Source organism: Devosia sp. MDV22-iso42 (assembly GCF_058629155.1).
Genome location: NZ_JBZVWR010000011.1, coordinates 290,989 through 312,332 on the forward strand (window position 1 = coordinate 290,989; position 21,344 = coordinate 312,332).

The following is a 21,344-nucleotide window of genomic DNA, read 5'->3' on the forward strand; positions in this document are numbered from 1 at the left end:
GAGTCCCATGGCCGATGTTTCCCTGCGCGGCGTGCGCAAGTCCTACGGCAATCTCGAAGTGGTGCATGGCGTCGATCTCGACATCAAGTCGGGCGAGTTCGTGGTCTTTGTCGGCCCGTCCGGCTGCGGCAAGTCCACATTGCTGCGCATGATTGCCGGGCTCGAGCCCATTAGCGGCGGCGATATTTCCATCGACGGCCGGCTGGTCAATGATGTCCCCTCGCCCCAGCGCGGCATCGCCATGGTGTTCCAGTCCTATGCGCTTTATCCGCATATGAGCGTGTTCGAGAACATGGCTTTTGGCCTCAAACTGGCCAAGACACCAAAAGACGAAGTTGATCAGCGCGTCAGGGAAGCGGCGCGGATCCTGCAGATCGAGGATTACCTCGATCGCATGCCCAAGGCGCTGTCGGGCGGGCAGCGCCAGCGCGTCGCCATCGGCCGCGCCATCGTGCGCAATCCCAAGGTTTTCCTGTTCGACGAGCCGCTGAGCAATCTGGATGCCTCGCTGCGCGCCCAGACCCGCATCGAGATCGCCAAGCTGCACGACACGCTCGACGCCACCATGATCTATGTGACGCATGACCAGGTCGAGGCCATGACCCTGGCCGACCGGATCGTGGTGCTCAATGCGGGCCGGATCGAGCAGGTCGGCAGCCCGCTCGAACTTTATGCCCATCCGGTCAACACTTTCGTCGCCGGTTTCATCGCCAGCCAGCGCATGAATTTCCTTGCCGTCACACCGCAGGGCGACCAGCTGCTGCTGCCCGGCGGACAGCTGCTACGCTCAAGCCATGCCAAGCGCGCACAGGCGCACAGCATCGGCGTCCGCCCGGAGCACCTGCAACTGGCCAGCGCCGAGAGCGCCGATCTCAGCGGCACCCTGTCCGTGCTCGAACAGTTCGGCGAATATGCCCTGGCCTATGTCGAGCTACCCAGCGGCGACCTTATCACCGTCAAACTCGACGGCGCCCCCGACCTGACACTGCACGACACCGTGCATATCGGCCTGCCAGCCGAAGGCGTGCACCTGTTCGACGAAGCAGGCCGCGCGCTGCGTTAGGCAAGGGCAATCCGCTGACCGGTAGCGGCGTCGAAGATGTGCGCCTGCGCCGGATCGACCTGCAGCCAGATCGTGTCGCCGACACTGGCGCGCAGGCGCTGGCGCAGCAGCACACCGACCTGCTGGTCGCCCACCATGGCGGCAATGTAGGTTTCAGAGCCGGTAGGCTCGAACAGGCGAATGGTCGCCTCGATGCCCTGCCCCGGTTCGGCCAGGCCGAAATGCTCGGGGCGGATGCCATAGATCACCGACTTACCCTCGGCCGCAGTTGCCGTAGCCGCGGTGACCGTGAAAGAAGCGCCGCCCGCGGTGCGGAATGACTGGCCCTCGATGCTGCCCTGCAGCAGGTTCATGGCCGGCGAGCCGATGAAGCCGGCGACAAAGACATTGTCGGGACGATCATAAAGGGCGAGCGGATCGCCGATCTGTTCGACCACACCGTCGCGCATCACCACGATGATATCGGCCATGGTCATGGCCTCGACCTGGTCGTGGGTGACATAGACCATGGTGGTCTTGAGCCGGTCGTGCAGTTCCATCAGTTCGGCGCGCATCTGCACGCGCAGTTTGGCGTCGAGATTGGACAGTGGCTCGTCAAACAGGAAGACCTGCGGATCGCGCACGATGGCGCGGCCCATGGCGACGCGCTGACGCTGGCCGCCCGAGAGCTGCTTGGGATAGCGCTCGAGGTAATCGGTCAGGCCCAGGATGCGGGCGGCATTGGCAATCCGTTCGGCGATTTCGGCGCGAGGATGGCGCGCCAGGCGCAGCGAAAAGCCCATATTCTCCGCCACCGTCATATGCGGATAGAGCGCATAGTTCTGGAACACCATGGCAATGTCGCGGTGCTTGGGCTCGACCTCGTTGATCACCCGGTCGCCAATGCTGATCGTTCCCCCCGAGATATCCTCGAGGCCGGCGATCATGCGCAGCAGGGTGGACTTGCCGCAGCCCGACGGCCCCACGAGCACGACGAAGGCGCCGTCCGGCACGCTGAGCGAGACATCGCGAATGATCTTGGTCGAACCAAAGGCCTTGTGAACATTCTGGATTTCTAGCGATGCCATCAGTCTGCTCCGGCTGCAAAAGTATTGGGAAGGCGCGCGACGACCTCGATGGCGGCCAGCAGGCTGAGGCCTGTGTGGTAGCCGGGATCGAGGTCGGGTGTGGCCGGAACATAGTCGATTGGCCCGGCATCGGTGAGGCACTGATAGGCAATGGACGCCTCGGGGCGCCAATAGCGCGCGAAGAACGCCTTGTCGGCCGCCTGCCACACCGCCAGCACTTCGGCGTCGCCGCTGCGTTCGTAGCACAGGGCGGCGCTGCGGATGGTTTCGGGCAGCGACCACCAGGGGCAATAAGGGCTGACCGGGGCGCCGGTCTCGGCGGAGACGACCAGGTGAATGCCCGGACCGGCAAAGCCTCTCGAGAAAGAGGATACCAGAATGGTCTGAAGCGTCTTGAGCAGGCCTGGATCGGCGTCGGCGCCGAGATGGTCGAGCGCAAAGCCGACAAATTCGATGCCGTGGCCGACATTGCAGGCATCCTGGCCGGGCACATTGCGCAGCAGGCCGGTAGCCGGGTCAAAATGGTGGTCGATGATATGGGAGATAAAGCGGTCGGCAAAGCCGGTGCGCTCACGCATGCCCACGCGGGCCAGCAGCCCGCCGGCGCTCAGCATGATCATGCGTGGCCCGAAATCGGCAGGTTCGCTGGCGAGGGACGCCGCGCCGAGCGGCAGCTTCTCGTCCATCTGGAAGCGGCCGTCCTCGATGGCGGCAATGACGGTTTCGAGCTGGGCAACATGACGCGCCAGCTGGTCCGGCGCATGTGCAGCGGCGGCGGCCACCAGACCCTTGGCGACGAAGATGTCAGAATAGGTGAAGATGTCGGCCGGGCGCTTCTGGGGGAGCGCGGTGCCGTCGACAAAGCGAATGGGCTGCATCTGCGCATCGTAGCAGAAATAAGCGTGGCCATCCTCAGCCCGCAGGCCGTCGAGTGCGCCATAGAGATCGGCTGCAGCATTGTGCAAGCGGGAAGCCAGCGCAGAATCCTGCCGGGCAAAGGCCCGAGCGTGGGTGGCCAGGGCTTCGAGCCCCCGCCCCTGGATCCAGCCATAGATATGGTCGGGACCGCGCCATCCATCGGCAGCGCTGTAGTCAGCCAGAGTCAGCGGGTTCAGCTTGGTGTTGAGAAACGACCCGCGCAGACGCGGCCGATCCAGCATCCAGGCCAGGGTCTGGGCGTTGGACGCGGCGTAGCGCTGGCTGGCCTCGGTGAAAAAGGGGACCCTCATTCCTTGAGCCCCGAGCTGGCGACGCCCTCGACGAAATTGCGGCGCAGCAGGACAAACAGCAGCACCGAGGGCACCAGCACGATGGCCGAGGCGGCACTGAGGCGACCCAGATCGACAGTGAACCCGGTCTGGAACAGCGCCAGTCCCACTTCGATGGTATAGCTGGGCTGGGTGGTGGCCACGATCAGCGGCCAGGCGAAGGCCGTCCAGGCCTGGAAGAAGGCCAGTACGAACAGGGCTCCCAGGGCACCGCGCAATAACGGCAGCACGATGCGCACGAAAATCCAGATCTCGCCGGCACCATCGATGCGCGCGGCTTCGAGCAGCTCGTCGGGGATGGAATGGACCACGTTCTGGCGGATGAGGAAGATACCGAAGCTCATCACCAGATAGCCCAGCAACAGGCCCCACAGACTGTTGAGAATACCCAGGCTTTGCGCCTGAAAATAGAGCGGGATCATGTAGACTTCAAAGGGCACGATGGCCGTCGCCAGGATGACAATGAACAGCGCATTCATGATGCGCGAGGGGAACTTGGCCAGCAGGTAGCCGGCGATGGCGGAGGTGATCGAGATTGCCACGGCCGAGAGCACGGCAAAGGCAAAGCTGTTGAAGATCCACAGCATCAGTGGGGTGTCGGAGAGCACCGCCTTGATATTGTCGAGGGTTGGATCGGCCGGAATGATGCTGGGCGGCCAGCTCAGCATTTCGGCGGGGGTCTTGAAGGCATTGGCGACCAGAAGGATCAGCGGCAGGATCATCAGCAGGCCAAAGACCAGCAGGACGGCGTCGACGACAAAATCGAGGGTCCTTCGCTTGCGGCGCAACTGGCCCGAGCTGGGCAGCGGTTTGGCATGCGCGTTCATTTGCGGGCCCCTTTCTCGCGGAGCAGGGAGAACTGAATCAGGGTCAGGATCAGCACGATGACCAGCAGCACCACCGCCTCTGACGCGGCATAGCCGACGCGATAATTGCGGAAGGTGTTTTCCAGCATGTCGAGCACCAGCACCCGTACCTGGCGGCCGGGCGCGCCTTGGGCATCGGAGGCCAGCACATAGACCTGGGCATAGACATTGAACGCGGATACCAGCGTGGCCACGCCGACATAGAGCGAGATGGGCTTGAGCAGCGGAATGGACAGGTGCCAGAAGGACTGGAAACCCGAGGCCCCGTCAAGCTTGGCCGCCTCATAGAGCGATTTGGGCAGGTTTTTGAAGCCGACCAGATAAATCAGTACGGCGTAACCCAGGGCCTGCCAGGAACAGAGGATGATGACGCTGATCAGCGAGAGCGTGGGGTCGAACAGCCAGGCCTGCGGCTCGATGCCGAATACCGACAGCAGCGCATTGAGCGGGCCCAGGCGGGCGTCGAAAATCCACTTCCAGGCCATGGCAGCGGGCACGAGAGAAACGACATGGGGGATGAAGATGGTGGTTTCGTAGAAGCCAGCAAAGCGCGAGCGGGTGCGATAAAAGATTAGCGCGGCCAGCACCATGGCCAGCGGTACGGTGATGACCAGTACGCCAAAGGCAATGATCGAGGTGTTGATCAAGGCTTCATGGAACAGGCGATCGCCGAACAGTTCCTGAAAATTGGCGAGCCCGATGAAGGGCTTGTTCTTGGAGAGAATGTCCCATTTGTGCAGGCTGAGGCGCAGGATTTCGCCGATGGGAAACAGCCGCACATAGGCGAAGATGGCGATGACCGGCGCTATGGCAAGCAGCGAGAATATCAGACGGCGACGCTTTAGCATGGGTCATCCTTGGCTGAAGCGTCCGGAGCATGAAGCCCCGAACGCTGCACTATGTACCTGGCAGAACTATTCGCCCAGCAGGCCTTCACGCGACAGCAGCGCGTTGATCTCGCTGTCGAGACCCTCGAGATAGCTGCGGATGGCGGCTTCATCGCCGGCGAGGGCAGCATTGCCAAACGCTGCCTGCAGGCCGGCGGCGGTACGGGTCATGATCTCGTCGATCGGACCGATCGCTGGGACGGAGAAGAACTCGTAGCTGTCGGGATAGCTGACAAAGGCCGCCAGGGCCGGCGTCGTCGCCAGGATGTCCGAATAATCCAGACCGGCGCGATTGGGCAGCCAGCCGACATTGTCGAGCAGCCAGAGCAGATTTTCCGGCTTCTGGGTTTCCATCGCGAAGGCCCAGGCGGCATCGGCCTGCTCGCCTTCACCGGCAACATAGAGCTGGACGGGGCTCACGATGGAACCGCGCGGCAGCGTTGTGCTGGCATAGGTCAGGTCGGGCGCCTTGGCCTCAATGTCGCCGATCACCCAGGATTCGCGGATGAACATGGCGGTCTGCTCCCGCTCGAAGGCTTCCGCATCCGCTGGCAGTTCCACCGTCACCGTCTTGGTGGTGTGAAGATTGTGCAGGTACTGGCTGAGGGTGGCCACGCCGGCATCGGATGCCAGATCGGCCTTCCACAGGCCATCACCGGCCGGCACCAGGATCTGGCCGCCATGCTGGAACATGTTGATCCAGAATTTTTCGGTGATGCCGGCGCCGCCACCGGACAGGCGCAGGCTCCAGCCCGAGACGGTCGGGTTGCCGCTGCCGTCGCGCTGGGTCAGCGCCTCGGCATAGGTGTCGTACTCTTCCATGGTGGCGGGCGGAGCGTCGAAACCGGCCGCTTCAAGCATGGCGGTGTTGTAATAGAGCGCGCTCTGGCCGCGGAACAGCGGCACGCCGAAGACATTGCCGGCATAGCTGGCCGCGTTGACGAAGAAGGTGTCAAAATTGGCCGGATCGGCGACGAAGGCGGCGACGTCTGCGGGCGGGGTGGCGAGCAGGTCGTTTTCCAGGTAGCGGGCGGCAATGGAGCTGGCGAGCTCAAGCACGTCGGCGGATTCCCCAGAGGTAATGCCCAGTGCCACGCGGCGCTCATGCTCGCGCAGGGCGATGGCTTCAACGGTCACCGAGATGTCGGGGAACTCGGCCTTCATGCCCTCGGCAACATGTTCGTAGAACGGCGCCAGCTCAGGATAGCCGCTCCAGACGCGGATCGACTGGGCATTGGCGCCCAGTGTGGCAGCCAGAAATCCTGCACCCATGACGGATGTCAGCAACGCAGCCCGCCCGGCAGCGGAAAAGGTGATAGGCGCATTCCCTGTAATCAGTCTTTTCATGGTCTCATTCCCTCGTTCTACGCACTCGTGCACGTCGTCAAAGTGTTTACTGCAACCGGTTGCATGTCAAGTGGACGACATGAACCAATCGGCCTTTCTGGCCTATTTTTCAGGCGCTGCCCGCAGATTAAGCATATCGGTCAAGGCTTTAGCACCATCGACCAGGCGCTCGGCCGAACCCGCTGCGAAAGCGCCGGGCATGCCGATAAAGCGATGCGCCTCATCGACCTCATAGCCACCATGGGCATATTCTGAACGCGGCGGGATATAGCCCGGCGTCCCTTCGGCATAGGAAAGCACAAATCCGGCCTGCCCCATGCTCGCCGCGCGAATGGACAAGGCGGATTCGGCAAAGATTTCGCCCGGCAAGGCCAGGACGGCAATACCGCCCCAATCCAGGCATGTTACCCGGCCCAGCCAGGAACCGGGCGGTGTCATGCGGAAACGCCCAGCCCAGGCGATCCAGTGGTCGAGGAGGACCTGCCGCGTTGGATCGACCGAAGCGTATTCCGCCTGCCAGGCGGAACGGGCAACATCGAGGTCGCCCTCACGACGCTCGAGATCGAGCTCCACCAGCCGCTCAGCCGCCTTGACGGTCTCACCCACGACAGTTTCAGGCGCCGCCAGGGCGGCCTCGGCAATGCGCTCGCCAAGGCGCCGGGCATTGTCAAAGGTACGGGCGGCATTGGCGGTCGTGCTCCAGGACGCCTGGGCGCTGTGGCCGATATTGACGTCGCCCGTACAACCATTGAGGTAGATGGCGATGACCCCGGGATGGGCAGCCTCGATGGCTTGGCGCAGATAATGCGGGAAGTCGGCGGTTATCTCGATATTGTCGGCGCCCAGCACGGTGGGGTGGCAGGCATAGGAGACGATGACAGCAAGCAGCGCCCCGGCCGCGTCGCGCAGGCGCAGCACCGGCAGGCTGCGATCGAGCGGGCCGTCACCATGGCGGCGATTGCGCGCAATGTCGGGATCGCTGCCATTGCCAAAGCCCAGCGTGCCGGCCTGAGCATTGGCCAACGCGGTATCGATGGCCAGCACGCAGCCGTCTTCCAGCAGCTGGAGAAATTTGGGATCGGCCCCGGCCCCCAGTCGATCCTGCATCGACACCGGCGCGCCATGCGTGTGGGTGGCGCAGACGATGACATTGGCTGCCGGCAGCGCGCAGCGCGTGCGGATGCGCAGGGCCATGTCCTCATGCAGGCCGATGACGTCGGCAACGACGATGGCGGTGTCATTGACAACGACGGCGCGGGCGGAGAGGCGGTCATGAATGCCGGTGGACGGCAGGCTGCGCGCGGCGAAACCGGCGAGCAGCAGGCCCGGTTCGGGCGTGATATCGACGCTGGCGGCGCCAAGCATCAGGCCTGCCATGCCAGTTCTCCCCCCACATAAGTTTCGACGACCTTGAGTTCGGTGGCACCCTGCTGCCAGGCAAAACGGATAAGATCGGCACGCGCGCCAACCGCGAGCACGCCGCGCCCGTTGAGGAAGCGCCCTGGATTGCGCGTGGCCATCGCCAGTGTGTTCGCAAGCGACAGGCCGGTCGCCGCGGCAGCGCGGGCCACGCAGGCCGAGAGTGGCAGGGCGGCGCCGGCGAGATAGGGCGTGCCGGGCGTGCCCAGCCGGCCATCGGCCCAGAGCTGCACGCGCCCGCCAATGGGCTGGTCATAGATGCCCGGCTCAAGCCCGCCTGGAGCCGCCAGATCGGAGACCAGCACGGCGCGATCGAGCCCCTTGGCCCGGAGCATGACAATCAGCGTATCGGCCGGCAGGTGATGGCCATCGGCGATGAAGCTGGCGCTGAGCCGGTCGTCGGCCAGTTGTGCCCAGAGGAAGTTGGGGTGCCGGGGCAGATTGGCAGCGGCGCCATTGCCCAGATGGGTGGAAAGGCTGGCGCCGGCCGCCGCAGCGGCGTGAATTTGCTCGGGGGTCGCATCGGTGTGGCCGATGGCGATGTGGACCGACTGCGCCACGGCGGCGGCAATAAAGTCTGGCGCCTCGGCGTAGTGCGGCGACAACGTTACCATGGTGACGAGGCCCTCGGCCGCCGCCTGCCAACGCGCCAGTTCGGCCAGATCCGGCGCCCGCACCTGGTTGGCGGGGTGGGCGCCGCGCGGCCCATCATGGGGGGAAATGAAAGGCCCCTCGATATGGATGCCGGCAATCGCTTCTGCCGTCTGCCGATCCGCCTGTCGCGCCACCACGATGGCCCGGATGGCAGCAATGATCGAGGTTTCGGCAGCCGTTATCAGCGTCGGCTGATAGCTGGTCACCCCCACTGCAAACAGCTTGCGCGTCAGGGCGATGACGCGATCGGGCGTGACGGCGTGGTCGTTGAGATCGAGGCCGAAATAGCCGTTGACCTGCAGGTCGACCAGGCCGGCGGACAGATAGAGCTCGCCGTCATAGTCGGCCGCAGCCATGGCAGCAATCCGGCCGTCCGCCATATCGACCGCCAGACCTTGCCCGGTGGCTGGATCGCGCCCGACCAGCCGGGTCACAGCTTGCGCACGCGATCGTTGAAGCGGGCAATGAAGCGGGCATTGGCCTCGTCACCGCCCGGCGCATTGCCGCTGCGCCACACGGGCGGCTCGATGCCGCGCTCGACCAGCTTGGCCACCGTGCGGATGACAAGATTGTTGAGCGTGAAGGCATTGGCAAAGGTGGATACTGCGGCAATGGCATCGCCCATGCCGGGGACCGAGACTACCGCATCGCCGACCGGAACCTTGCAGTCGATGGCGATGTCGACGAGGTCATGCAGGTTCTGTCTGGTTGGGTGGCGCGCCGGGTGCGTGGCGGCAGTATTTTCCGCATGGGCGCGGGAGCTGACGCCGATGAGGAAGGCGCCGCGGCTTCTGGCTTCCAGCGCCGCATCGATCAGGGCAGCGTTGATGCCATAGGCGTTGACCAGGATCAGCACGTCATTGGCGCCAAGCCGTTGATCGGCAATGACGATCTTGCCATAGCCAGGCGTGCGCTCAATGGCCATGGAACGCAGGGCACCGTTCGAGAGCAAGGTGCCCTCGTCGAGAATGGCCGAGACATGCATCAGCCCGCCGGCGCGAAAGAAGATCTCCTGCGTCGCCAGATTGGAATGGCCGCCCGGGCCGAACACATGCACCAGCCGATCAGCGGCGATCTGGTCGGCGAGCCTGCTGGCCGCGCGATCCAGCGGATCGCGCTCCTCGGTCAGCACCGCACGCATCAGCGCGGTGATATCGTCGAGATAGTGCTGGCAGAGGGCATCGGCATCGATGGCGATATCACTGGGCATGAGGGTCAGAGTCCCGGTCAAGATAAAGGGTGCAGGCAGGGTGCTGGCGCAGGATCGAGGCCGGGCACTGTGTGGTTATCGGGCCATCGAGGGCCGCCTTGACGGCTGCGCGCTTGTTGGCGCCCGGCACCATGCAGAACAGCCGCTCACCCGCCATCAGCTGCGGCACGGTGAGGGTAATGGCGTGGGCGGGCACATCCTCGAAGCGCTCGAAACAATCGTCGTCAACCTGTTGCTGGCGACAGACGGCATCGAGTTCGACCATCTTGACGGCTTCAGGATCATCGAAGCGGGCAACCGGCGGATCATTGAAGGCAATATGGCCGTTCACGCCAATACCGAGCTGGATCACGTCGATCGGCGCGGCAGCGAGCATCTGGGCATAGTCACGCGCCGTCGCCACCGGATCACTGCCCGGCATGATGCGATGCACCTGGTAGAGCGGGACGAGATCAAAGAAATGCCGCCCAAGCCAGTTGCCGAAGCGCTGGGGCGCATCCTCGGCAAGCCCGACATATTCGTCCATGTGGAAGGCCTCGACGCGACTCCAGTCCACGCCCTCGGCGCTGGCCAGCGCCGCGAGCACGTCACTCTGGCTTGGGGCCGCGGCAAAGACCATCCGCACCCTGTCCTGCCGGCCGAGCCGCAGCCGCAATTCCTGGGCAATTTCGGCGGCCGCGACGGCTCCCATCGCGCTGCGCGTGGCAAAACTCTTGATAAGCAGGCTGTCGACCCGGCGCTCGCTGCCCTCCAGCGGTGTCACGGCACTCATGTTCATGCAAAATCACTCCGACGCAGTTGGATCAATGCCACCAAACAGGTCTGACGGCGAGTTGTCCGACTATCTTATGCAACCGGTTGCACGTCAAGGGTGAGGCGGTTATCATTGGGCAATAGCTTGGCTTTGGCCGGAAACCTGCCATTTTCCTCGCCATTTCGAGTGTGGCCTTGGTAAGACAGAAGGCCCAAACCCCGAGTCGATGAGCGCATGGCGGACAAGAACAATGACCGATCGGCGCCGACCATGGCCGATGTTGCCAAGGCGGCAGGGGTGTCAAAGTCAACCGTATCGCGTGCCTTCACCCAGCCCAACATGCTCGGCGTCGAGACGGTAGAGCGCATTCTTGAGATCGCCAACCGCGTCGGCTACGTGCCCAACCATACCGCGCGTGCGCTCAGCACCGGGCGGCATGGCAATGTGGCGCTGGTGGTGCCGGACGTCGCCAATCCGTTTTTTCCGCCGTTGATCCGGGCGGCGCAGATGGAGGCCGACCGTTCCGACTTCTGCGTCTTTCTGGGCAATTCAGACGAGAACTGGCGCCAGGAGGACAAGCTGGTGGACCGCTTTGTCAGCCAGGTGGAGGGTCTGGCTCTGGCCGCCTCACGGCTCAGCGAAGACCGCATACGGCACCACGCACTCAAACGCCCGCTGGTGCTGATCAACCGCGACATCCGCGGCATTCCCCGCGTGCTGATCGACAGCAGCACCGGGGTCATCGATGCCATCGCCCATCTGGCGGCACTCGGACACGAGCATCTGGTCTATGTCAGCGGCCCGGCATCGTCCTGGGCCAACCAGCAAAGGCGCGCGGCGGTGCGCGCCGGCGCCAAGGCCCACCACATGGAAGTCACCATCGTGGCGGCCAAGGTGCCGAGTTATGAAAGCGGCCGCGCCGTGGTGCCCGATATCCTGGCCAGCAAGGCCACCGCGGTGGTGGCCTTTGACGATCTGACGGCGCAGGGGATCATGACCGGCATGGCCGACCGTGGCGTGTCGGTGCCCGAACAGATCTCGATCGTGGGTTGTGACGACGTGCTGGGCGCGGCGACCTACCCGTCGCTGACGACGGTCTCCAACCGGTCCGACGAGGCCGGGCGTGCCGGCATGTCCCTGCTGCTCGATATGCTGAACTCACGCGTCGTGGGCGATGCCAGGCTGGTGCTGGGCACCCATCTTGTGGTGCGCAACACCACGGCACCGCCTGTCGGGAAAAGGCCAGGGCCCGACCGAAAACCCCCACGGTAAGAGCCTATATGCCGTGGACGCCGCGGCAGCCTGCCCGCTTGTGGTGCATCCGAAAAAAGCCGGGCGGGTCAGCGTGATCGGTTGCCCAAGAGGGAGGCCATGCCAAGTTCGGGCGACCCCCGCATGGTGCCGAGGGCGCGGCTGTCAGACGCGCAACTCGCCCTTCTGCCCGCCGGGCAGGCGCATGAGGACGAATAAGGAGAGCATGGTGAGAACCAGCAACAGGGTCGACAGCGCCGCCGCCGTGCCCAGTTGTCCGCGGATGACCTGCGCGTAGATGCCCAATGACAGGGTCTGAGTGGACGTATTGTAAAGGAACAGCGTCGTGCTCAGTTCGGTGATGATCGTCACCCAGCTCAACACGGCCCCGGACAGGATGCCGGGGGCCAGGGAGGGTATGATGACCCGCATCAACGTCCTGAACTTGGAGGCACCCAGGCTGATTGCGGCCTCTTCCACGCTCGGGCTGAGCTGATGCATCAGCGCCGCCGTGGAGCGTACGGAATAGGGCAGGCGCCGGATGGTCAGCGCCAAGACCATGATGGCAAAGGTGCCGGTCAGCACGACTGGCCCCGTGCTGAAGGCCGTGACCAGCGCAATACCGATCACCAGTCCGGGCACCACATAAGGGATCATGGTCATGGTATCGAGGGCATTGCTGAGTGGCCCCTTGCGGCGCACCGTGAGATAGGCCACCAGCACGGCGATGATCACCAGTATCGCCAGCGCCGTCAGCCCGATACCAAAGGTGTTGCCGACGTAGCGGAAGATATCTCGCTGGGAATCGACATAATTGTCCAGGGTGAAACCGGCAACGAACTGGCCGTAGAGCGTCTTGCGGAACGAGCTGACAACAACGACGGCGAGAGGCGCCAGGGCCAGCACCAGGAAGCCATAGACATAGGCATGCACCAGCGCCCCCCGCCAGCCCAACAGGGGCGTGGCTTCGATGGTGCGCAATGCAGTCATAGAGAAGGTCTGCCGCTCAACAAGATATTTCTGCACGAGGAAGACGGCCAGCGTCACCACGATGACAATGACAGCCACGGCGGCGGCAAAGCCCCTATCGATGCTGACCTCGCCGACGAAGGAGCTGTAGATGAGCACGGGAACCGTACGGAACCCCTGCCCGATCAGCATCGGCGTACCGAAATCGGCAAAGGCCCGCACGAAGACCAAGAGGCTCCCCGCCAGGACCGTTGGCCACAGCAGCGGGGTAATAACCTGCATCGCCCGCCGCCAGCCGGTCACGCCCATGCTTTCGGAGGCCTCTAGCAGCGACACATCCACGGTACGCCAGGCGCCCATCAGATAGGTGAAGATCAACGGCACCAGTTGCAGGGTGAGCACCAGCACGATGCCGGGAAACCCATAGATGCTGGGTGGCTTGACGCCGATCGCGCTCTCGACCCAGCGGGTGATCATGCCGTTATTGCCGAGCAGCAAAATCCAGGAATAGGCACCGATGAAGGGTGGCGACATCATCGACGCCAGGATCAGCATCTGGATGGCACGATTGCCGCGGATGCGGAACATGGTCATGAAATAGGCCAGCGGGAAGGCAATGAAAAGCGCCAGAGCCGTCACGCAGATCGTGACCATGACACTGTTGATCAACGTGCCGTAATAGAGGCGGGATGAGAAAAACGTCGCGAAGCCGGCAAATGATATGCCGCCGTCGCTGCTGACGCTGTTGAGCAGCACGATGAAGAGCGGCCAGATCACCATCACCAGATAGCCGCCGGTCAGCGCAATAGCGACGGTGGTCCAGCCGTCGAACCGCTCTCCCGGCAACTTCACTTGACCTCTCCCCGCATGATCGACACACCGGTCGCGGCATCGAAATAGGTCAGCATCTCGGTGTCGAGCTGCAGCGACACCACCTCACCGCGCTGCCACTTGGCGGGCCGTCGCGTGAATTCGAGAAATTCGACAATCTCGCCGGTGGCAAGCCGGGCGCGAACCTGGGCATGCGAACCGAGGAATGTCTCGTCGACCACTTCGGCCCTTAGGCCACCAGAAGCGGCCTTCACCGCTTCTGGACGCACCGAAACCTGCACGATTCCAGTTGCCGCCGGATCTATGGCAGCAGTGACATCGATCGACAACTCGTCACCCAGATCGATGGTTGCCACGCCATCCTGCCGCCGGATCTCGCGCTCCAGCAGGTTGGTCTTGCCGATGAATTCGGCGACAAAGCGGTTGGCCGGGTTGCGATAGATCTCCGCAGGCGAGCCCACCTGCTGCACCACGCCCAGATTCATCACGGCAATGCGGTCGGAAACCGCCATGGCCTCTTCCTGATCATGGGTCACGTAGACCGTGGTGATCCCCGCCGCACGCTGCGCCTCGCGGATAGTGTCGCGCATTTCGACGCGCAGCTTGGCGTCGAGATTGGACAGCGGCTCGTCCATCAGCAATACAGCCGGCTTGATGACCAGCGCACGGGCAAGAGCGACGCGCTGTTGCTGCCCGCCCGACATCGCGCCCGGCATCCGGTCCTTGAGGTGGGCCATATGCACCGATTCCAGGGCGATGCCGACATTCCGATCAACCTCGGAGCGCTCCTGCTTGCGCGTCTGCAAGCCGAACGCGACGTTCTTGGCTGCCGTCATCTGCGGGAACAGCGCATAGTTCTGGAATACCATGCCGATATTGCGGTCGGCCGGCGAGCGGTCGTTGATGACGACGTCATCAAAGACGATGGTGCCGGCTTCGATGCTGTTGAAGCCGGCGATCATGCGCAGCAGCGTGGTCTTGCCGCAGCCGGACGGTCCGAGCAGGGTGAAGAACTCCCCGTCGCGAATGTCCAGGTCGAGATCTGGGATCGCGACCTGGCCGTTATATTCCTTGCGCAGGGAACGCAGCGCGATACTGGTCACCGCGCTAGACCCATCTCGGACAACTCAGACATCAGAACTGTGCCTCGAGGATCGACCGGTATTTCGCGACGATGTCATCGCGATGGGCGGCGACATAGGCGCCATCTTCCTGCAGCGTGGGGATGTCGGCCAGGGCCGGCAGGCCCGGCTTGACGACACCATCACGCAGCGGCCGGCCAGCGGTTTTTTCGGAGACGATGGTCTGGCCTTCCTCGGAAATGACGAAGTCGATAAAGGCCTTGGCGGCGTCCGGGTTTGGCCCGCCCTTGATCAGCTGGATCGTCGCTGGCAGGAAGGCGGCGCCTTCGGCCGGATAGACGATCTCGACTGGCGCGCCACTCTGCACGAAGTTGAATGACAGCGGCTCGTAGGTCAGGCCGACAATATACTCGCCATTGGCCACGTCCTGCGCCACCTGACTGGACGAGCCAATGGTGATGCCATCGAGCTGCTCGACCAGCGCGGTGACATAATCCCATGCCGCATCCGACTCGTAGTCGCCGCCGACACCCTTGAGCATGTTGGTCAGCTGCGCGAAGGCAGAGGACGATGCCGTCGGATCGCCAAAGGCGATCTTTCCCTTGAGCTCAGGCGCCAGCAGGTCGGCATAGCTGGTGATGGAGACGTCGGCCGCCGCGGCCGCTTCAGTGTTGACCAGCAGGTTGGAACCATCGGCCTGATAGGGCGTGTAGAAGCCGGTTGTGTTCTTGCCCGCCTCAACCATGTCGGCATCGCCGGGCGAGACATACTCGCTCCACAGCGCGATATTGGCATTGGCCTGGGCCGCGCCGCCGCCGAACATCACGTCGCCCTGCGGGTTGGATGCTTCACTCTGGATGCGCTGGTAAAGCTCGCCGGTACCGGCGGTGATCAGCTGGACCTCGACACCGGATGCCGCTTCGAAAACGGGAATCAAGCTATCGAGCATGCCCTCTTCATTGGGCGTGTAGAGCACGAGGGTGGAGCCCGCAATCTCCTGGGCCTGGGCGTGGGTCAGCGGCGAGAGTGCGAGTGCGACAACGGCAAGTACCGTCACGCTGGTCATGGATCTGCGGCTCATCGAATGCTCCTGTTTGACGTAAGGACGGAATAGAATTTAACGCGATGGGCCATCACAGCAGCGCCTGCTCGTTGCGGCCCATGAAGCGGAAGGCGATGTAGACGGCGCAGCTGCTCAGCACGAGCAGCACGGTCGAGAGCGCCGCAGCCGTGCCGAAATCGCCATCGAGAATGAGCAGGTAGATGCGCACCGGCATGGTCATGGTGCTGCCGACATAGAGCACCAGCGACGAGGAGAGTTCGTTGATGGCGGTGACAAAGCTCAGCATGCCGCCGGCAATGATGCCGGGCACGATCAGCGGCACGGTGATGCGCAGAAAGGCCTGGAACGGGCTATAGCCCAGCGAGATCGCCGCCTCTTCCATGCTGGGCGATATCTGGCGCAGCGACGATGCCGTCGTCCGCACGGTATAGGGCAGGCGGCGAATGAAGATCGACAGCACGATAATGGTCGCGGTGCCGGTGAGGATGATCGGCCCGGTATTGAAGGCGGCGATGAAGGCGATGCCGATGACAATGCCGGGCATGACATAGGGCACCATGAAGGCGCCATCGAGCAAGGCGGTGTTGAAATTGGTGCGGCGGGCAACCAGGACCCCCACGACAGTGCCCACCACAACGATCAGGGCCACCGCCGACAGCGAGAAGGTCAGGGAATTGCGGACCACATCGCCCAGGTTGAACAGGATGCGCTGGTAGCTCTGCAGGGCAAAGCCGTCCTGAAACACGGGGCCGCTGGTCTTGCGGAAGGAGTAGATGACCGAGACGATGACCGGCATCGCGCCGCAAAGGCCAATGAAATAGACCGCGAAATGCGCCAGCACATTGCGCCAGCCCTTGAGCTGCACGCGGATCGGCTTGTTGATCATGTTGCCGTGGTAGATATTGCGGCGCGACATGTAGCGCTGCAGCATGACGAAGATCATCGAGACTGCGATCAGCACCACGCTGATGGTGGTGGCCATGGACATGTTGGAGCCCACTTCGGCCGCATAGAGCGTGAAGGCCTCCGTCGCCAGCACGTTATAGCCACGCCCGAGCAGTCGCGGTGTGCCGAAATCGGCGATGGCATGGATCAGTGCCAGCAGGCCGCCGGCGGTGAGGGCGGGAAAGACCATCGGGAACGAGATCTTGAAGGTGCGCTGCCAGGGCGTCAGGCCCAGGCCTTCGGCCGCCTCTTCGAGCGAGCGGTTGACGTTGCTCAGCGCGCCCGAAACCATGAGATAGACGTAAGGATAGAACTTGAGGGAGAAGACGATGAGGATGCCGCCGACGCCATAGATGGGCGGCATGTTGATGCCCTGGTCGCGCAGGAAGCCGCGCACCACGCCGCCGGCGCCAAACAGCACGATCCAGGAATAGGCGCCGATAAAGGGCGGCGAGACCAGCGCCAGGATGGCCAACAGCGAGACGAACTTGCCGCCGGCAATGACAAAGCGCGACACGCAGAAAGCCATGATCGAGCCGAGCAGCAGCGCGCCGAACAGGCCGCCGAAACCGACCACCAGCGTATTGACGAAGGCCTGGTGGAAGCGCGGCTCGCCGAGGAATTTGAGGTAATTGGCAAAGGTGAAATTGCCACTCTGGTCGTAGAGGCTCGAAACCAGCACCGAGCCGACGGGGATGAACAGCAGCACGAAGAGCAGCATCCAGGTGAGGATCATCACCACGGTCCAGAAATTGAAACGAGGCATGGCGCTCATCCTCCGATGCGGGCGCCGTCGGCGCTGAAAGCCATGATGACGTCACGCGGCACGAGCACCGCGACGGGCTCACCTGCCGCGCGTGTGGCAGCCATGCCCGGATTGGCCAATTGCACCACCACGGTGCCGGCCGGTGTCTGCACCTGCACATGGGCCTCGCGGCCGAGATAGGTATATTTCGTAACCGTGCCCTGCAGCACCGCGGCGCCACTGGCCTGGCTGCCCGCGGCGGCGAGATCGAGGCGTTCGGGGCGCACCGCCCAGGTGGTGCCGGCAGGTGCCGACAGATCCAGTTGAGCCAGCAGGGCGTCGAGCGCCGCGCCAGGGGCGAAAATGTTGAGCGTGCCGACGAACTCGGCGACGAATCGCGTCTGCGGGTTGCCGTAGATCTCCTGCGGCGTGCCGATCTGTTCGATCCGGCCGGCATTCATCACGCAGATGCGGTCGGAGATGGCCAGCGCCTCTTCCTGGTCGTGCGTCACATAGATGGTGGCGATATCGACCTGCTTCTGGATATCGCGAATCTCCTCGCGCAGCTCGATACGCAGCTTGGCATCAAGATTGGACAGAGGCTCATCCATCAGCAGCAGGCGCGGATTGATGACCATGGCACGAGCCAGGCCAATGCGCTGCTGCTGGCCGCCGGACATGGCGGCGGGCAGGCGCTCCGCCATGGCGCCCAGGCGGACGGCCTCGAGCGCCTGGGTCACGCGGCTCTTGACTTCGGGCGCCGGCACCTTGCGCGGCTTGAGGCCGAAGGCGACGTTGTCGAAGACGCTGAGATGGGGAAACACGGCATAGTCCTGGAACACCATGCCGATGTCGCGCTGGTGCGGCGGCACGATGCGCAGGTTGGAACCGTCAAGGGTGATCTCGCCCGAGGTCAGGTCGTTGAAGCCGGCAATGGAGCGCAGCAATGTCGTCTTGCCGCAGCCACTGGGGCCGAGCAGCGTAAAGAACTCGCCGCGCTCGACAGAGACTGAGACGCCATTGAGCGCCATGAAGCTCGCACCGAACTGTTTGGTGGCGTCCCTGACCTCGAGATAGCTCATATTTATTCCTCCCCCGAGGTTGCTGTTCCCCATATGACACCGACAAAGTTTCGTATTGCAACAATTTTCCGCGTGGTTCAGGATGAAATCGATCGAAGAATGATCACAAACGAACCGGAGGATTCGCATGAACATTCGCAAACGTACATTTCTGGCGTTGTCGACGGCAGCGCTGATTGCGTCCACCAGCCTGACCTCACTGGCCTTTGCCCAGGACGGCTCGGTGGTCATCTACACCGCGCACAAGTCATCGATTGTCGACACCTTGCTGCCGATCTTTGAGCAGGAGACGGGTCTGAAGGCCGAGGTGGTCAAGCTTGGCTCCGGCGACATCGCCAAGCGCGTGCAGGCCGAGTCCGGTGCGCCGGCGGCCGACGTCATCTGGTCCATTTCGGGGAGCCAGCTCACCGAACTTAAGGATCTGCTCGAGCCCTATACGCCGCCCGAATTCGACCAGGTCGATCCGCAGTTCATCAAGGATGATGCCTGGACGCCCTATACCGCTGTCGTCTACGTGCTGGCGGTCAATACCGACCTGCAGCCGATCGACGGCGCGCCCAAGACCTGGGCTGAGCTTGCCGATCCGAAATGGGCCGGCCAGATTGCCACGGCCCGCGCCGATGGCTCGGGCTCGGCCATGCAGCAGCTGCAGACCGTCCTGACCGTGTTCGGCGATGAGGGCTGGGCCAAATATGCCGAGATCGCCAAGAACTTCGTCTTCGCCGACAGCTCGGGCGCCGTGCCGCGCTTCGTGGCCGATGGCGAAACCGCGATGGGCCTGACGCTGGAGGACAATGCGCTGGAATATGTCCAGGGCGGCGCACCGATCTCGATCGTGCACCTGTCGGACGGCACGGCGGCAACGCCTGATGGCGTGGCGCTGGTCAAGGGCAGCCCGAATCCGGAAGGCGGCAAGGCCTTTATCGACTGGGCCATGTCCAAGTCGACGCAGGAAAAGCTCGCCATGGATATCGGCCGGCGTTCGGTCCGCCTTGACGTGGCCGGCCCAGCAGGCACGCCGAACCTGGCTGACCTGACCCTGGTCGACGTCAAGCCACTGAGCGACTTCGGCGGCGCCGAGGCGGTGCTGGCCGAATGGCGGACCGCCATCGGCGAATAGGCGACGACGGCAATCAACAGCACCAGAGCAGGACTAAATGAGGCAGCTTGAAGCTTTTACGCTAGGCAAGAAGTTCGGTCATCCCGAGACCAACGAAGACAGCCTCGTCGTCATGCCCAATCTGGGTTACGCCGTCATCGACGGCGTGACCGACCGCAATGGCACCCGCTATGGCGGCATGCTGTCGGGGCAATTCGCCTCGCGCACCGTCAAGCGGGCCATTGAGCTCTTTCTTTTGGCGCAGGGGCAGGTCGACCAGCCCGAACTGCAATTTCAGGGCGGCGAGCATTTCGTCGCCTATCTCGGCGCCGCCATTCATGCCGGCTATGTCGCGCATGGTGCATTGGCGGCCGTCGAGGCCGACTGGAAGCTGCGCGGCGGTTGCACCGTCATGGCGGCCATCGTGGTGGGCGACCGGCTCGAGGTGGTGGCGGTTGGCGACAGCGGTATCCGCCTCAATGGCAATGACACGCTGCAGGTGCTCAAGCCGCTCGACGATGTCACCGCCATCCTGCGCCGCGAGACCTGGCACCATTACGAGGCGCTCGGCGCCTCGACCGCGGAATGCGACCGCCACGCCGCGTCCATGACCTGGCAGGGCACCCGCAACCAGCCCGAGGGCAGCGACACGGCACAAGCCGATGTGGTGGCCGCGATCGAACAGCGGACCCTTGCAGCCTGCCATCAACACCTGCCCGACGCACCCGAGCAGGAATTGCTGCTGCTCATCCAGCACGGCATTTCCCATGGCCAGGGCCATTTCCAGAATGTCACCGACCCAGTGCTCGGCTATGGCGGTATTGACGGCTTTGCCGTGCCCAGCCGCTTTGTGGAGACGCGCAGCTACGGGCTGGCCGATATCGACACAATCGAGCTATTCTCCGACGGTTACTTCAAGCCGGGCACCGGATTCGGCGTCGCTTCCTGGGAGGCGGCATTTGCGGAAGTCGAGGCCGAGGACCTGCACAAGATCGGCCGCTATATGAGCACCAAGGGTACTACCGCGACCCAACTCACCGACGACCGCAGCTATCTGGGCGTCCGCCTGAAATGAGCGGCGAAACCACGCCTCGCCTGCATGGTGCCTCAGAAGGTCCGCCCGCCGAAAGCGGCCGGGCCGGCGAGCGGCGCCAAGCCATTCTAAAGGCAGTGCAGGCCAATGGCGCCGCATCGGTAGCTGAATTGGCGGCGCGTTTTGACGTGACCTACCAGACCATCAGGCGCGATCTGCGGACGCTGGAAACGCAGGGGCTGCTGCAAAAGGGATTTGGCGGCGCCTTTGCCTCGCCCGGCGTCGCCCACCACACCCATGATGAACGCCACACCATCCAGGTCGCGGTGAAGCGGCGGCTCATGCTGGCGCTGGAAGAGTTCTTGCTGCCGGGGGCCACGATATTTGTCGGCCTGGGCACCACCTTTGACTCGCTGCACGAAGTGCTGGCGCGGCATGCCGGGGTACTGATCGCGACGCCGAACCTGGAAGTGGCTCATTCCTGCGCCCTCAAGACCGACGCGACGGTCTATGTCTATGGCGGGTATGTGCGCAACAAGGATTCCTCGGTACTGACGCTGGCCGATGAGAGCCGGCAGCGGTTCAAGTTCGACGTGGCGGTGATCGGCGCCAGCGCCATCGATCGCGAGGGAACCGTGCAGGAATTCGACCCGATGGAGGTCGACCTGGTACGCTCCATCCTGCCGCATTCCCGGCAGGTGATCCTGGT

General features: G+C 63.6%; 19 protein-coding genes. 5 read left to right on the forward strand and 14 right to left on the reverse strand.

The window, feature by feature from the left end:
* Window positions 1–7: 7 nt before the first annotated feature.
* Window positions 8–1,063 (forward strand): ABC transporter ATP-binding protein, encoded by a 1,056-nt coding sequence (locus AC4NN3_RS14815; RefSeq protein WP_491927848.1) that lies wholly within the window; start codon window positions 8–10, stop codon window positions 1,061–1,063.
* Here the strand turns inward: AC4NN3_RS14815 and AC4NN3_RS14820 are convergent.
* The 9 genes from AC4NN3_RS14820 to AC4NN3_RS14860 all read right to left on the reverse strand — a co-directional run bounded on the left by AC4NN3_RS14820 (window position 1,060) and on the right by AC4NN3_RS14860 (window position 10,559).
* Complete coding sequence (locus tag AC4NN3_RS14820) at window positions 1,060–2,130, reverse strand: ABC transporter ATP-binding protein (RefSeq protein ID WP_491927849.1); 1,071 nt, start codon at window positions 2,128–2,130, stop codon at window positions 1,060–1,062. The two genes, AC4NN3_RS14815 and AC4NN3_RS14820, sit on opposite strands and share 4 nt — an antisense overlap.
* Window positions 2,130–3,359, reverse strand: a complete 1,230-nt coding sequence (locus AC4NN3_RS14825) for an AGE family epimerase/isomerase (protein ID WP_491927850.1) — start codon at window positions 3,357–3,359, stop codon at window positions 2,130–2,132. Before AC4NN3_RS14825 ends, AC4NN3_RS14820 begins: the two co-directional genes overlap by 1 nt.
* A complete protein-coding gene (locus AC4NN3_RS14830) occupies window positions 3,356–4,225 on the reverse strand; it encodes a carbohydrate ABC transporter permease (protein ID WP_491927851.1) in 870 nt (289 codons plus the stop codon). The genes AC4NN3_RS14825 and AC4NN3_RS14830 overlap by 4 nt, the downstream gene beginning before the upstream one ends.
* Window positions 4,222–5,112: a carbohydrate ABC transporter permease gene (locus tag AC4NN3_RS14835; protein WP_491927852.1), complete on the reverse strand. Its 891-nt coding sequence runs from the start codon at window positions 5,110–5,112 to the stop codon at window positions 4,222–4,224. Before AC4NN3_RS14835 ends, AC4NN3_RS14830 begins: the two co-directional genes overlap by 4 nt.
* A 66-nt stretch (window positions 5,113–5,178) precedes the next feature.
* Complete coding sequence (locus tag AC4NN3_RS14840; protein ID WP_491927853.1) at window positions 5,179–6,498, reverse strand: ABC transporter substrate-binding protein; 1,320 nt, start codon at window positions 6,496–6,498, stop codon at window positions 5,179–5,181.
* A gap of 102 nt (window positions 6,499–6,600) precedes the next feature.
* On the reverse strand, window positions 6,601–7,875 hold the full coding sequence (locus AC4NN3_RS14845; RefSeq protein ID WP_491927854.1) for a neutral/alkaline non-lysosomal ceramidase N-terminal domain-containing protein: 1,275 nt from the start codon (window positions 7,873–7,875) through the stop codon (window positions 6,601–6,603).
* Window positions 7,863–8,927 carry an N-acetylglucosamine-6-phosphate deacetylase gene (locus tag AC4NN3_RS14850; RefSeq protein WP_491927855.1) on the reverse strand — a complete coding sequence of 355 codons (1,065 nt, stop codon included), beginning with the start codon at window positions 8,925–8,927 and terminating at the stop codon, window positions 7,863–7,865. The genes AC4NN3_RS14845 and AC4NN3_RS14850 overlap by 13 nt, the downstream gene beginning before the upstream one ends.
* A 74-nt stretch (window positions 8,928–9,001) precedes the next feature.
* Window positions 9,002–9,781, reverse strand: coding sequence for a sugar isomerase domain-containing protein (locus AC4NN3_RS14855; RefSeq protein ID WP_491927856.1), 780 nt, complete (start codon window positions 9,779–9,781; stop codon window positions 9,002–9,004).
* A complete protein-coding gene (locus tag AC4NN3_RS14860) occupies window positions 9,771–10,559 on the reverse strand; it encodes a glucosamine-6-phosphate deaminase (RefSeq protein WP_491927857.1) in 789 nt (262 codons plus the stop codon). Before AC4NN3_RS14860 ends, AC4NN3_RS14855 begins: the two co-directional genes overlap by 11 nt.
* Before the next feature lie 210 nt (window positions 10,560–10,769).
* Between AC4NN3_RS14860 and AC4NN3_RS14865 the strand changes: the two genes are divergently transcribed.
* The gene (locus tag AC4NN3_RS14865; protein WP_491927858.1) at window positions 10,770–11,807 is read left to right on the forward strand and encodes a LacI family DNA-binding transcriptional regulator; all 1,038 of its coding nucleotides are present in this window, start codon (window positions 10,770–10,772) and stop codon (window positions 11,805–11,807) included.
* A gap of 144 nt (window positions 11,808–11,951) precedes the next feature.
* On the opposite strand, the gene AC4NN3_RS14870 is transcribed toward AC4NN3_RS14865, so the two are convergent.
* The 5 genes from AC4NN3_RS14870 to AC4NN3_RS14890 are packed head-to-tail and all read right to left on the reverse strand — an operon-like array spanning window position 11,952 to window position 18,503.
* Entirely contained in the window at window positions 11,952–13,607 is a 1,656-nt protein-coding gene (locus AC4NN3_RS14870; protein WP_491927859.1) for an ABC transporter permease, read from the reverse strand.
* A complete protein-coding gene (locus AC4NN3_RS14875; RefSeq protein WP_491927860.1) occupies window positions 13,604–14,689 on the reverse strand; it encodes an ABC transporter ATP-binding protein in 1,086 nt (361 codons plus the stop codon). The genes AC4NN3_RS14870 and AC4NN3_RS14875 overlap by 4 nt, the downstream gene beginning before the upstream one ends.
* Window positions 14,690–14,720: 31 nt before the next feature.
* Window positions 14,721–15,749 (reverse strand): extracellular solute-binding protein, encoded by a 1,029-nt coding sequence (locus AC4NN3_RS14880; RefSeq protein ID WP_491927861.1) that lies wholly within the window; start codon window positions 15,747–15,749, stop codon window positions 14,721–14,723.
* A 52-nt stretch (window positions 15,750–15,801) separates the two neighbouring features.
* The gene (locus AC4NN3_RS14885) at window positions 15,802–17,442 is read right to left on the reverse strand and encodes an ABC transporter permease (protein ID WP_491927862.1); all 1,641 of its coding nucleotides are present in this window, start codon (window positions 17,440–17,442) and stop codon (window positions 15,802–15,804) included.
* 5 nt (window positions 17,443–17,447) lie between these two features.
* Window positions 17,448–18,503, reverse strand: a complete 1,056-nt coding sequence (locus AC4NN3_RS14890) for an ABC transporter ATP-binding protein (protein WP_491927863.1) — start codon at window positions 18,501–18,503, stop codon at window positions 17,448–17,450.
* Between the two features lie 127 nt (window positions 18,504–18,630).
* Here AC4NN3_RS14890 and AC4NN3_RS14895 point away from each other — a divergent pair, with 127 nt between their 5' ends.
* The 3 genes from AC4NN3_RS14895 to AC4NN3_RS14905 form a co-directional block, all read left to right on the forward strand.
* A complete protein-coding gene (locus AC4NN3_RS14895; RefSeq protein ID WP_491927864.1) occupies window positions 18,631–19,623 on the forward strand; it encodes an extracellular solute-binding protein in 993 nt (330 codons plus the stop codon).
* Between the two features lie 37 nt (window positions 19,624–19,660).
* Window positions 19,661–20,677 (forward strand): hypothetical protein, encoded by a 1,017-nt coding sequence (locus AC4NN3_RS14900; protein ID WP_491927865.1) that lies wholly within the window; start codon window positions 19,661–19,663, stop codon window positions 20,675–20,677.
* Window positions 20,674–21,344, forward strand: a 671-nt coding sequence (locus AC4NN3_RS14905) for a DeoR/GlpR family DNA-binding transcription regulator (RefSeq protein ID WP_491927866.1), incomplete at its 3' end; no start/stop codon positions are given. The genes AC4NN3_RS14900 and AC4NN3_RS14905, both read left to right, overlap by 4 nt.